The organism is Frankia alni ACN14a, assembly GCF_000058485.1.
GTDB classification, from domain to species: Bacteria; Actinomycetota; Actinomycetes; order Frankiales; family Frankiaceae; genus Frankia; species Frankia alni.
In genome coordinates, this window is record NC_008278.1 from 4,552,948 (window position 1) to 4,566,856 (window position 13,909).

Sequence of the window (13,909 nt, forward strand, 5' to 3'; positions counted from 1 at the left end):
GGTGAACGGTACGACCGCCCAGGACGAACGGCATGGCACGCAGGTGGACGGGGAACTACGGGGATGACGACACAGCGCGCCGACCAGCTTCGCGGCCTGGGCCGGTGGGAAGAGGCGCTCACGGCCTACACCGACCATCTCGCCAGCCACCCCGACGACGTCGGGGCGCGGTTCGGTCGAGGGTTGGCGTTGCTCGCGGTGGGGCAGGTTCCAGCCGCGGTCGACGAATTGAGCTGGGTGTTGGTTCGCGCCCCTGGTAATGCCGACGCCAGGTACAACCGGGCAATCGCCTATTCGCTGGAGAACCGCGTCGCCGAGGCTTTGGCGGACCTCGACCGCCTGATCGACGACGATCCCGAAGCGTGGTACCTGTGGTCGGATCGCGGCGGGGTGCGGGCGCGCTCCGGCGACCTGCGCGAAGCGCTGGCGGACCTGCGAGAAGCTGTTCGGCTCGGCCCCGGCGAACCAGCCGCCCATCTCAACCTCGGCGTGGTCCTCCAGGCCGACCCGGAATCGATCGACCAGCTCGCCGAGGCCCACACCCACCTGTCGATCGCCGCCCGCGCCGGACTCCCGGCCGCAGCCGCCGCCCGAGACGACGTCCGCGACCAGATGTTTCTGCGCATCGACCCTGACCTGCGCAACGACGTCGTCGGTCACCTGCTCGACCTCGACCTCGGATCAGACGGGCAGGTGGCCGAGCTGGTCAAGGAATGGCCCTTCCTGCTGTCCCGACGCTTCCTCAAGACCATGGAGACCCTCGCGCAGGAGCATCCTGATGTGGTCTCCCCCGTCGCGTGGCGACGAATCGCCGACCTACGCCGGTTGGCATCAGCCGCGAGGCCGGCGGCGCCCAGTCGCGGAGCAACTGCGGCCCAGGTCGACCGCTCAGACCAGGGCGTCGCCCGCCGGCCTGCCGACGACGACGGCGGCGACGGCGGCGGCGACAGCCAGGCCGAGGTCGCTCGCTACCAACGACTGGCACGCCGACTGCTCGCTCTCGAAGCCGAGGGCGCGCTGACCGCAGCCGCCGAGCTGGCACCCGAGGTGACAGAACTCGCGCGGCGGATCTACGGCCAGGGCTCCGCCGAGCACGGCCAGCAGTTGGCCAACACCGCCGTTCTGCTGTACCGGACCGGCTCGACGCAGGAGTCTCTCGACGCCTTCGACCGCGCGCTCAGCGTCCTGCAGCGAGGTGACAGAGCAAGGCTCCCAGGTCTGCTCGCCAGCTACGGCACCGTGCTCACCGAGCTGGGCCGGTTGGACGAGGCGACGACGGTCTACGAGCAGGCGCTCGGCATCCTGCGCGACGGCGAGGCGACGGTCGCCCCCGCCGACGCGGCCCGCGTGTTCCGCGGCCTGGCTGCAGTCCTGGTCGGCAACGGTCTGCCCGGCGAGGCCGAGTCGGTGCTGCGGGAGGCCGTCGACGACCCGCGCTTCGAGACCGCCGACGCAGTCGACGCGCTGGCGCGGCTGCTGACCAGCCTCGCAGAGGTGATCTTCGACCGGGGAGCGCCAGCCGATGCCGTCGACCTGTGCGAGCGGTCGCTGCGGCTGCTACGCGACGCGCACGGCGACGTCCACCCGCGAGTCGCGCAGTCGATGCGTGACATCGCGCGGGTGTGCGAGGCGGCCGGCCGTACCGACGACGCCCGCGCCTGGCTCACCCGTTCCCTCCACGTGTGGCGGCAGCTGGACGCAGGCGTCGCCGATCGCGCCGAGCAGGCGCTGACCGAAAGCGATCTTGCCGCGCTGAACGCCTCGGTCGGCGCCCGTGACGACGCGCTCGAGGCAGCCGCGGCGGCGCTGGCGACCGTCGCCGCGTTGGACGACCCGCTCGACCAGCAGATACCCGAGGTGCTCGGGAGAGTCGCGGCCGCGTATTTCGGGCTCGGCGACATCGAGGCGGAGCTGCGGGTGCGCCAACAGGTCGTCGACGACGCCCGCCGTCGCCCCGGCGGGCCGCGCGGGCACCAGCTCAATGCCGTCGCGGACGTCTACTACCGGATGGAACGGTACGACGAGGCGCGCGCGTGGTACACCGGCGCGCTCTCCTACGTCCGAACGCACACTCCCGACGACCAGACGGCGCTGTTCGCGATCAGCCACAACCTCGCCAACGTCCACTACCGCACCGGTGACTTCGCCGCGTCCGTCGAGCTGCACGAGCAGGCACTCGCGACGCTGCGGGGGCACTGCCGACCCGATGACCCCCGGCTGGTCGAGGAACTGGTCGAGCTCGCAGAGGCGTACGCGGACGACGGTCGCGGGCAGGAGGCGGCTGCTCGCCTCGCAGCGGCCGTGCCCTACCTCTCGGCGCTACCGCGTCTGGAGGCGCGCGCCGCGGTACTCGCCGAACAGCTCGCCGCCGACCGCAGCGCCACCGCCGACAGCACCAACAGCACCACCAGCACCGACGACGCGGCCGTGGGCGCACTCACGCCCGGCTGGAAGCGCTATCGCCTACTTGCCGAACAGGCGCGCGAAGCCACCGACAGCGGCGACCTCGCCGAGGCCGAACGACTGCTCGACACCGCGCTGTCCGTCGCCAAGGATGCGGTCGGCCGGCGCGACCCGGACGTGGCGGCGTTGCAGTCCCGACTCGCCGAGACCCAGTCTGCGCGCGGCAACCTCACCGGAGTTCCAGAGCTCCTGCGCGATGCCCTCGACATCCTCACGACTGCCGACGAACGGGACGAGACCCGCATCGACAACGTCCGCCTTCAGCTCGCGCTGGCCCTCGCCGCGACCGGCAAGGACCAGGCTGCCGCCGAGCACCTGACCGTGCTCGCCGAACGCGCATCGGCGCTGCGCGGCAGCATGCTGGGGCAGACTCACACCGCTCTCGGCGGCGTCAGGCAACGGCAGGGAGACGTCGATGGCGCTCGGCAGCATTTCGAGCAGGCCCTCCAGCTCGCCGAGCACCGCGATTCCAGCACGGACAACCGGGTCACCGCTCGCACCAACCTGGCCTCGCTGCTACTCAACAACGGGCAGTCCGCGCTGGCGCGGCCACTGACCGAACAAGCTGTGGAGCTCGCGGCGAACGCCTGGGGTCCGGACGACCTCCGCACGGCGGAGGCGCTGCTGGTGTATGCCATGGCACTGCGCGCCGAGGGCAGCTTCGCGCAGGCCGAGACGTTCGTGCGGCACTGCCTGGGCCGCCTCGAGCTGGCGCACGGGCGCGGCAGCCCTCGGACCGCCAACGCGCTGAACGAACTCGCGGTCTGCCTCACCGGTCAGGGGCACCCCGAACGCGCCAGATCCTTTATCGAACTCGCCCGCGCCGCTTTGTCCGGCTCCGGTCAGGACGACACCGCCCTGCTGCTCAGCCAGGCACGGATCGTGGCCGAGCTCGGCGAGATCGACCAGGCGATCGAGCTCGCCACGACGGCCACCGAACGCCGCGGGCGGGAACTGGGCAGCCAGCACCCCCGCTACGGCGCGGCCCTCGGGATCCTCGGCGAGCTGGAACTTCTGAACGGAAACCGGTTCGCCGCGTCACAACATCTGACGACCGCGATTCAGATCGTCCGCGCCGCCCTCGGCGACGACCATCCGCTCGAGCTGCAGCCCCTGGCTCCACTGGTGGCGCTCTATCTGAGTATCGGCGCGCACCGGACCGCGATGTCGTTGGCCGAATCGGCGGTGCGGATCGCGGGGGCCGTCTACGGGCCGACGCATCCCGGCTGTGCTCTGCACCTCACCCAGCTCGCCCGTTGCCAGGCGGTCACCGGCAGCCCTCGCGCCGCCCACCAGCTGCTACGTGAGGCGGTCGACATGGCGCCCACGGCGACGGGCAGCCTGCTTGCCCTCGCGCACCTGCAGGCGGCGCTCGGCGAACGAGACGCCGCCAGGCAGCTGTTGGACCGAGTCGTCACGATCGAGGACGAGCGGCTGGAAGACGTTCTGTCCAGCAACTCCGAACGAGCCAGGACCGTCTATCTCGCGCAGCGGTGGGCCACGGTCGAGGCCTACCTCACCGTGGTCTTCGCCGACCCGGACGTCGGGTCGGACGTCGGGTCGGACGTCGGGTCGGACGTCGGCGACGGTTCCGCCGCGGCCGAAGCAGGCCAGCCTGGTCCCATCGGCGCCGCGCTCGCGCGACGGCTGTGGGACCTCGTCGCCGGACGCCACGCGCTGAATGCCGCCTACCTTCGGTACGAGCGGGAGATCGGGCTGCGCGGGGACGCGCCGGAGCTAGCCGGAATCCTCCGCGAGTTGGCGCGGGTGCGGGCTCGGCTGGCGCGAACGGAACTGGATCGGCGGCCGTCCGGCGACGGGCCGGCCGAAGCGGACCGTCTTCGGCGGCGTCGGGAGGAACTCGAGCGACTGCTCGCCGGCCGCCTGCCCTTGCGGGACCGCGACACCCGGCTCGGCTCGGTCGATCTCGATCGGCTGGTCGAACGGCTTCCGGCAGACGCCACTCTGGTGCATTTCGTCCGCACTGCGGTGGTCGACTTCGCCAACGCAGCGCTCGGTCACCCGCCTCGGCACCGCGCCCCGGAGGGCGACCTGTTCGACGTCAGCCATCCGATGCGCTATCTGGCCTTCGTCGTCGTGCCCGATCCCGAGACGCCGCTTGAGGTGGTGGACCTCGGCCCTGCCGGGCCGATCGACGAGCACGTCGCGGGTTTGCGTAGCCTGCTCGACTCCGGCCGGCTGCCGGCCGAGGCACCCGACCAGGCCTTCCGTCGCGCCGTCGCGCGCGAGACGCATGCCCTGGCCCTCTGCCGGGCGCTGGTCGACCCGATCCGCCTGCACCTGAACGGCGCGGGCAGCACCCTCCTGGTCGTCGCGGACGGCGACCTGACCCAGCTACCACTACAGATACTGCCGACCGCAGGGGGACGGCGATTGATCGACGAATTCACCATCAGCTACCTGGCGTCGCCACGTGACGTCCTGACCTGGGGACCGTCGAGACCCGGGACCAGCGGACCGTCCCTCGTGCTCGCCGACCCCGACTACGACCTCGCTTCGTCCCGTCCCCGTCCAGGTTCTGCTGGCGACCAGGGCACGCCGTATTTCCCTGCACTGCCGTCGACCCGGTCGGAGGGGCAGGCGATAGCCGACCTGCTGGCCGTCGCACCGCTGCTGGGTACCGACGCGCTGAAGGGCTTCGTGGCCGACGTCCGCTCGCCCCTCGTGCTTCATCTGGCCACCCACGGTCTGTTTCTGCCGGAACCGACCAGCGCCGACACGAGCCACTACGAGACGTTTTACGTCCTCGACGTTCCCGGCGAAGGCGTCTTTCCGCTTGCCGGGGAGTTTCCGGCCGCCGCCGAGACACCCGCCGGCCTGCCGGCAACCGGCACCGATCCGCTGCTACGCTCGGCGCTCGCGCTGGCCGGCATCAACACGTGGCTGTCCGGTGGTGCGACTCCTCCCAGCGCCATCGACGGGATGCTCACCGCCGACGACGTCTGCGCGCTCGACCTTCGGCACACCCGACTCGTGGTCCTGTCCGCCTGCGAGACGGGCCTTGGGGCGAACCGGCGGGAAGAAGGCGTCGTGGGGCTGCGATGGGCGTTCGCCGCCGCCGGTGCCCGAGCCGTCGTGACCAGCCTGTGGCGCGTCGCGGACAGCGCGACCGCGGACCTGATGACCACCTTCTACCAGCGACTTCTTGACGGCGCCCCAGTTCCCGTCGCACTACGGGACGCCCAGACCGGGGTCCGCGACAGGTTCCCAGACCCCTACCTGTGGGGAGCCTTCGTCTGCCACGGCGACCCGGCCGCGTTGTTGCGATGAACTCGATCCCGACGACAGAACCCGGCCCATCACCAACAACCACCATGTGATTACCGACAGGCTCACTCGAAAGACGCCAGCGCACGCCACGACGGGCGCGCCATGTGAACGTAATCTGTCACTTACGTGTTGTGAATACCGGTTTGTGACGATCGAGCGATGGTGGGCCTCGAGTTCCGGCTGCTCGGCCGCGTCGAGGTGTACCGGGACGGTCAGCCGGTGGACCTCGGCGGGCCCAAGCATCGCGCTGTCCTGGCCTCGCTGCTGCTCCGCGTCCGCCGCGTGGTGTCGGTCGATCAGCTCATCGACGACCTGTGGCCGCAGCAGCCCCCGGCCCGGGCGGCGGCCACGGTGCAGGTCTTCGTCTCCCAGCTGCGCCGGGCACTCGAACCCGGCCGTTGCCGTGGCGAGGCGGCGACCGTCCTGGTCACGGCGTCGCCTGGCTACCTGCTCGACGTCTCCCCCGACGCCGTGGACGCGCATGCCTTCGCCGACCTGGTCGTGCGCGGCCGGGCGGCCCTCGACGCCGGGGATCCCGAGCGGGCGGCGCGGGTGCTGCTGCGCGCCGAGGGGATGCTGCGCGGGCCGGCACTGGCCGACGTCCCGGTCACCCCGTTCGTCGGGGCGGCGGCGGCCCGGCTGACCGAACTGCACCTCGGCGCGGCCGAGGACCGGATCGACGCCGAACTCGCCCTGGGCCGGCACGCCGCTCTCGTCGCCGAGCTGGAACAGCGGGTGCGCAGCCACCCGCTGCGCGAGCGGCTGCGGGCACAGCTGATGCTGGGGCTGTACCGGTGCGGGCGGCAGGTGGACGCGCTGGCCACCTATCGCGAGACCCGCCGGGTGCTGCGTGACGAGCTGGGGCTCGAGCCGGGCGTGCGGCTGCGCGAACTGGAACAGGCGGTGCTGCGGCAGGACCCCGGCCTGGCCTGGCAGCCGCTCGCGCCCGCGCCCGCACCGCCGAGCGTGCCCGCCACGGCGGCCCAGGCGGCGACGCCGGGCCGCCGGAGGACGACACCGGACCACCGGGCACCGTCCGCGGATCGGCCGGGCAGGGTGCTCGTGGTCGACGACACCGCCGTCAATCGCACGCTCCTGGCCGCCGCGGTGACCGAGCTCGGCCACGAGGTGGAGACGGCCGAGAACGGCCACCAGGCGCTCGAGGTCCTGCGGGCCGCCGATGACGGTACGCGCGGATTCGACATCGTCCTGCTGGATCTGCTCATGCCGGTGCTGGACGGCTACGCGACCCTGGCCGAGATCAAGGCGGATCCCGCCCTGGCCGCCGTCGGTGTGATCATGGTGTCGGCGGTGCCGGAACTGGAGAGCGTGGTGCGCTGCATCGAGCTGGGCGCGATCGACTACCTGCCGAAGCCGTACAGCTCGACGATGCTGCGGGCCCGGCTGCGCGCCTCCCTCCAGGCCAGACGCTCGACCGCCGAGCGGGAGTCCGCCCTGCGCACCGAGATCGCCACGCTGCGCGCCGAGGTCTCCCGGGCTCGGACCGGCACCGCACCCGAACACCGATGACCTCCGCGCCGACGACCTCCGCGCCGACGACCTCCGCGCCGATGTCGCTGCGCGGCCTGGTCCGTAGCGGTGTCGGCATCGGCGTGGTCCTGCTGGCCGCGCTGCTGCTGGTCAGTCTGAAGGCCGAGAGCAGCACGCGGCAGGCGGCCTCGGCCGAGGCCCGGCGGTCGCAGTCGCTGCGCCTGGCCTACGAACTGCGGCAGACCTCCGACGACCTGACCCGGATGGCGCGGACGTACGTGGTCACCGGTCAGCCGCGCTACCGCGCCTGGTTCCAGGAGATCCTGGAGATCCGCGACGGCACGGCGCCGAGACCGCAGAACTACGGCAACATCTACTGGGACGTCGTGACCGACACCGGCCGGCGGCCCTCGCCGTCCGGTCCCCCGGTCGCCTTCGCCACGCTGGCCGCACAGGCCCGGTTCACCCGCCCGGAGCTGGACCTGCTCGCCACGGCCAAGGCGCGGTCGGACGCCCTGGCCACCGTCGAGGAGCAGGCGTTCACCCTGGCCGTCCACGGGGGTGCGGCCAACCGCCAGCGGGCCACGGACATCCTGTTCGACGCGTCCTACCTGCGGGCCAAGGACGAGATCATGCGGCCGATCGGCCAGGTGCTCACGCTCGTCGACACCCGCACGGCCCGGGAGACCGCGCGGGCGACCGACCGGGCCCGGGCCTGGTCGGCGGCCGCGATCGCGGCGGCGCTGCTGCTGCTCGCGGGGATGGCGGTGTTCGCCGCCGTGACCCGCCGGGCGGTGCTCCGCCCGGTCGCGGAACTCGACGCCGCCACCGCCCGCATCGCCGCCGGGGCGCCCGACGTCCGGGCGCGGGTCGCCGGAGTCGGCGAGCTGCGCACCCTGGCCAGGCGCTTCAACGAGATGACCGAACGGTTGTTCCGCACCGCCGACGCCCTGCGCGACGCCGCTTCCACCGCCCAGAGCGCCAACGCCGCCAAGAGCGCCTTCCTGGCCACCATCAGCCACGAGATCCGGACCCCGATGAACGCGGTCATCGGCATGTCGGGGCTGCTGCTGGACAGCCGTCTGGACGCCGACCAGCGCCACCTCACCGAGGTCGTCCACGACAGCGCCCACGCCCTGCTCCTGCTGATCAACGACATCCTCGACTTCTCCAAGATCGAGGCCGGCCGCCTCAGCCTGGAACAGGTTCCGTTCGACGTCGCCGCCTGCGTGCAGGCCGCCCTCGATCTCGTCTCGGCCGATGCCGCGGCCAAGGACATCGCTCTGGCCTGCACCCTCGAACCCGGCACCCCGCAGGCCATGGTCGGCGACCCCACGCGGGTCCGCCAGATCCTGCTCAACCTGCTGAGCAACGCGGTGAAGTTCACCGAACGAGGCGAGGTGACCGTCACCGTCGGGGCGGCGCCGCGCGGCGCCGAAGGGCTGGGCGGCACCGACGGCACGTACGCGTGGCGCTTCCTGGTGCGCGACACCGGCATCGGCATCCCGGCCGGCCATCTTGAGTCGATCTTCGAGGCGTTCACCCAGGTCGACACCTCCACCTCGCGGCGCTACGGCGGGACCGGGCTGGGCCTGGCGATCTGTCGCCGGCTGTGCACCCTCATGGGCGGGACGATCACCGCCGCCTCCCCGCCCGGAGCCGGCACCACCATGACCGTCACCGTGCTCGCCGCGGCGGCGACGGTGGTACCGCACCACCCGGACCGACCGATCCACCCGGCCCCGCTGCCGCTCCACCCGGCCCCGCTGCCGCGCGCAAGGACCACCGCGGCCCTGCGGCTGCTGGTGGCCGACGATCAGGCCGTGAACCAGCGACTCGTGCTCCGTCAGCTCCACGGCCTCGGCCACCGTGCCGACCTGGTGAGCAGCGGCGCCGAGGCGGTGGCCGCGGTCCAGCGCGGGCGCTACGACGTCGTGCTCATGGACGTCCAGATGCCCGACGTCGACGGCCTGGAGGCCACCTGCCGGATCCGGGCTCTCTGTGACGGCCGCGGACCCTGGATCATCGCGCTCACCGCCAACGCACAGGCCGGCGCGCGGGAGGCCTGCCTGGCGGCCGGCATGGACGACTACGTCACCAAGCCGCTGGTGACCCCCGACCTCGTCGCCGCGCTGGCTCGGGCCCGGCCGCCGGGGGGCCGGCCCGTGCTGGACCCGGGCGCGCTCGAGCGGCTGCGTGAGCTTCTCGGTGGGAACGCCGCGGCCCTGTCCGGCCTGATCACCGACTTCCTCACCGACACGTCGGTGCTGGTGGACACGCTGTCCGCGACCGGCTGCGACCCCGACTCGGCGCACCGCGCCGCGCACACGCTGAAGGGCCTCGGCGCCACCTTCGGGGCCACCGACCTGGCCCGGTTGTGCCAGCAGGTCGAGACCCACACCGGTGCCGCCGGCGAGGTGGGCCCGCTGGTGCGGAAGATCGTCGCCGAACACGAACGCGTGGCCCGCGCCCTGCGCGCGCTCGACTGAGGCCGCCCGAGCCCCGCTGAGACCGCCCGAGCCCCGCCGAGGCCGCCCGAGCCCCGCCGAGACCGCCCGCGCCCGGCGGTGGCGGGGCCGCTTGGCCGTTGCTTAACACTTGCTTAGCGGCCGGATGTTGGCTGGTCGGCAGGGGTCAGCGTCGCTCCCGTCGCCCGTTCGTCCGTGTCCTCGGACCCGCGCCCGCTGAAAGGCCAGCCTGCGATGAGCACCGTCAGTCCCCCGCACGAACCCGCAACCCACCACCTCGACGACACCGGGTCCGCGAAGGAGACCCTGGAGGACTACACGCTCCGGTTCGCGCCGCGCAGCTACCGGCGTTGGGGCACCGGCATGGTCGCGATCTCGGCCCTCGGCGGCATCGCCTACCTCGCGGACTTCGCCATCGGGGCCAACATCGGCATCTCCTACGGAACGACGAATGCCCTGTGGGGCATCGGCGTCTTCGCCGTCGTGATCTTCCTGACCGGTTTCCCCCTGGCCTACTACGCCGCCCGCTACAACCTGGACCTCGACCTGATCACCCGAGGCAGCGGATTCGGCTACTACGGCTCGGTCGTCTCGAACGTGATCTTCGCATCCTTCACGTTCATCTTCTTCGCCCTCGAAGGCTCGATCATGGCCCAGGGCCTGAAACTGGGCCTGCACATCCCGCTGTGGCTTGGCTACGCGACCTCCACGATCATCATCTTCCCGCTCGTGGTCTACGGCATGAAACTGCTCTCCACGCTGCAGCTCTGGACCACACCGCTGTGGCTGGTGCTGATGGTGCTGCCGTTCGCCTACCTGTTGATCAGCCATCCCGACTCGATCAGTGGGTTCTTCGACTACGGCGGGCAGGACGGCAAGGGCGGCTTCAACCTCGGCTCGGTCTTCCTGGCCGCCGGCGTCTGCCTGTCGCTGATCGCCCAGATCGCCGAGCAGACCGACTACCTGCGCTTCATGCCGCCGCGCACACCGGAGAACTCGCGCCGCTGGTGGACCGCGATGGTGCTGGCCGGCCCGGGCTGGGTCGTCTTCGGCGCCATCAAGCAGATCATCGGCATGTTCCTCGCCGTCTACATCATCGCGAACGTCGCGGACGGCGCAGGCGTGGCCAACCAGCCGGTGCACCAGTTCCTGGAGATCTACCAGGACATCCTGCCGCACTGGGCCGCACTGGCCCTCGCCGTCGCGCTCGTCGTGATCAGCCAGGTCAAGATCAATGTCACCAACGCCTACTCCGGCTCGCTGGCCTGGACCAACTCCTTCACGCGAATCACCAAGACCTATCCCGGTCGGCTGGTCTTCCTCGGCTTCAATCTGGCCGTGGCGCTGATCCTGATGGAGGCCGACATGTTCAGCTTCCTGAACACGATTCTCGCGTTCTACGCCAACTGCGGCATGGCCTGGATCGTCGTCGTCGCCTCCGACATCACGTTCAACAAGTATCTGCTCAAGCTCTCTCCGCTGCAGCCCGAGTTCCGCCGCGGCATGCTCTACGCCGTCAACCCGGTCGGCTTCGGGTCGATGGTGCTGTCGGCCGGCATCTCGATCATCGACTTCTACGGGGGCCTCGGCTCCGGCCTCAAGCCCTATTCCCCGCTCGTGGCGATCGTGCTCGCGCTCGTCCTGCCGCCGATCCTGGCCGTGGCCACGAAAGGCCGGTACTACCTGCGCCGCACGGACGACGGCATCGACCTGCCGATGTACGACGAGCACGGCAACCCCTCGGGCGAGACCCTCAGCTGCCACGTCTGCCACCAGGAGTACGAGCGACCGGACATGCTCCGGTGCCAGACGCACGATGCCTACATCTGCTCCCTCGACCTCTCGACCGACAAGGTCGGCGACCACGTGCTCCCGGCCCAGTCCTCACTCGTCCGTCCACGGAGCTGAACGTCTGGTCAGGTTACTGAGCAGACCTTTGACTGCGGATCGGGGTGCCGTGACGATGGACACACCTCGCTGCCCCCGTTCCGAGAGCGGCGACATCTCAGAAGGGTGCGCCGTAACCATGGTCATCCGTGAGCAGTTATACGTCGGCGGCCGCTGGGTGGGCAGCGACTCCACCGAGACTCTGACCGCGATCAACCCCGCGACCGAACAACCACTGGGGGTGGTGCCACAGGCGTCCGCGGAAGACGTCACCCGGGCGATCATGGCCGCGCGCGAGGCCTTCGACGACGGCCCTTGGCCCGGAATGAAGCCGTCCGAACGGTCCCGCGTACTGATGCGGATGGCCGAGGTCATGCGGCGACGTCAGGCCGAGCTCGTCGACCTCGACGTCGCCGAGGTGGGTCGAGCTCGGATGCTGGCCGAGTCGGTCTTCGTCGACGTGCCGATCGAGCACTTCGAGGACATGGCCGAGCGGGTGCTGCTCTCGTTCGAGTTCGACGAACCCATGCTGCCCTACGAGACCCCGCTCGGCGTCGGCCAGGGCGTCGTGCGCCGCGAGCCCTACGGCGTGGCTTCGATCATCACGCCGTACAACGCGCCGTTCTTCCTGGCCGCCTTCAAGCTCGCACCGGCGTTGGCCGCCGGGTGCACGACCGTGCTCATGCCGTCGCCCCACACTCCCCTGTCGGCGTTCCTGGTCGCGGAGATCGCCGAGGAGGCGGGCCTGCCGCCGGGAGTGTTCAACGTCGTCACCGGCACGCCGGCGGCCGGTGAACTGCTCACCTCGCACCCGGCGGTGGACATCGTCAGTTTCACCGGCTCCGACACGGTCGGTCGCAAGATCGTGAAACAGGCGGCGGACACGCTCAAGAAGGTCGTGCTCGAGCTGGGCGGCAAGTCGGCGAACATCGTCTGCGAAGACGCCGACCTGACCAAGGTGATTCCCGACGTCGTCATGAACTTCACGGTGAACTGCGGTCAGGGCTGTTCGATGCTGACCCGGACCCTCGTGCACGAATCGATCCACGACGACCTCGTCGCGGGTCTGAAGAAGGCCATGGACCATGTCAGAATCGGCGACCCGGCCGACCCGACGGTGACCATGGGCCCGCTCATCAGCGCCGCCCAGCGGGACAAGGTGGAGACGCTCATCCGCGCCGGCCTCGACGAAGGAGCGCAGCTCGCCTACGGCGGCGGCCGCCCGACCCACCTGCCGAAGGGCTTCTTCGTCGAACCGACCGTGTTCGTCGGGGTCGAGAACTCGATGACGATCGCGCAACGCGAGTTCTTCGGGCCGGTCACCGTCGTCATCCCGTTCCGGGACGACGACGAGGCTGTCCGGCTGGCGAACGACAGCGACTTCGGACTCGGCGGCGGAGTCTGGTCAGGTGACCCGACGCGGGCCTACCGCATCGGGGGCCGGATCCGCGCAGGCATGGTGTCCCTCAACGGCGGCACCGGCGGACTGAGCCCGCACGGACCCTTCGGCGGCTACAAGGCCAGCGGGATCGGCCGCGAATGGGGCAAGTGGGGGCTGTCCGAGTTCCTGCAGCACAAGTCGCTGGTGTGGCCGATGGCGTCGGGCTAGGTCGCGTATGTGGTTGTGATCAGGCGGCGTGATGGTGCCACCTGACTCCGGATCGTCGAGGCATGGCCGTGGGACGGTGTGGTCGTGGGCGTCGGGGTCGCCCTGACGTCGGGGTCGTCGGTGACGTCGGGCTGGCCGCCGGCGGCGCCGGCGCGGTTCCGCGGAACCGTCGGCCGCGGTGCCCCCACCGTGATCACCGTCCTGCGCGTGCCGACGCGCCAACGACGTCCAACCGAGATACCCAGGAGTACCCCGCGGCCCGACCGGAGGAGACAGCAAGCGAACGTGGACGCAGAGTCATCGAAATCCTGTGCGTGCATGGCGCGCGGCTGGGTTTCGATGTGGCCCGCGAATATCCGGTTCCGGGCGGCCGGCTCGACGTCGTCTGGCTTGCAGCCCAGGGCTGCGCGATACCGAGATTCGAACGTCCGCTGCCAGTGGTCGGCTTCGAGGTGGAGTCGGGCCACCGGACGCGCAAGTACATCAAGGGCGATTACCTGAACCTCGCTGATCTTGGCGCCGGGCTCGGAGTCATCGTCCTCCTCGGAGACGGCGAGAAGGTGGCGGCAACCCGCCGATTCGCGGAGACCTTCATCGACCGGCCCGGCCCGCGGATCCTCGTCTGGTCCGAGCAGGACGTGTACCGGCTCCCGCCCACGAGCCCCAGGCACCGGTCATGACACCGGACACTGCCGACCAG

General features: G+C 70.9%; 6 protein-coding genes. All 6 read left to right on the forward strand.

Features of this window, described 5'->3' with window-relative positions:
* The first annotated feature begins 63 nt into the window (after nucleotides 1-63).
* The 6 genes from FRAAL_RS18320 to FRAAL_RS18350 all read left to right on the forward strand — a co-directional run bounded on the left by FRAAL_RS18320 (nucleotide 64) and on the right by FRAAL_RS18350 (nucleotide 13,889).
* Nucleotides 64-5,754 carry a tetratricopeptide repeat protein gene (locus FRAAL_RS18320; protein ID WP_011605319.1) on the forward strand — a complete coding sequence of 1,897 codons (5,691 nt, stop codon included), beginning with the start codon at nucleotides 64-66 and terminating at the stop codon, nucleotides 5,752-5,754.
* 159 nt (nucleotides 5,755-5,913) lie between these two features.
* Nucleotides 5,914-7,284, forward strand: a complete 1,371-nt coding sequence (locus FRAAL_RS18325; RefSeq protein WP_011605320.1) for a BTAD domain-containing putative transcriptional regulator — start codon at nucleotides 5,914-5,916, stop codon at nucleotides 7,282-7,284.
* Complete coding sequence (locus FRAAL_RS30570; protein ID WP_011605321.1) at nucleotides 7,281-9,734, forward strand: ATP-binding protein; 2,454 nt, start codon at nucleotides 7,281-7,283, stop codon at nucleotides 9,732-9,734. Before FRAAL_RS18325 ends, FRAAL_RS30570 begins: the two co-directional genes overlap by 4 nt.
* 213 nt (nucleotides 9,735-9,947) lie before the next feature.
* Nucleotides 9,948-11,621 carry a purine-cytosine permease family protein gene (locus FRAAL_RS18335; protein WP_050997171.1) on the forward strand — a complete coding sequence of 558 codons (1,674 nt, stop codon included), beginning with the start codon at nucleotides 9,948-9,950 and terminating at the stop codon, nucleotides 11,619-11,621.
* 118 nt (nucleotides 11,622-11,739) lie between these two features.
* Nucleotides 11,740-13,209: an aldehyde dehydrogenase family protein gene (locus FRAAL_RS18340; protein WP_011605323.1), complete on the forward strand. Its 1,470-nt coding sequence runs from the start codon at nucleotides 11,740-11,742 to the stop codon at nucleotides 13,207-13,209.
* Nucleotides 13,210-13,523: 314 nt separating this feature from the next.
* Nucleotides 13,524-13,889 carry a hypothetical protein gene (locus FRAAL_RS18350; protein WP_041939467.1) on the forward strand — a complete coding sequence of 122 codons (366 nt, stop codon included), beginning with the start codon at nucleotides 13,524-13,526 and terminating at the stop codon, nucleotides 13,887-13,889.
* Nucleotides 13,890-13,909 lie beyond the last annotated feature (20 nt).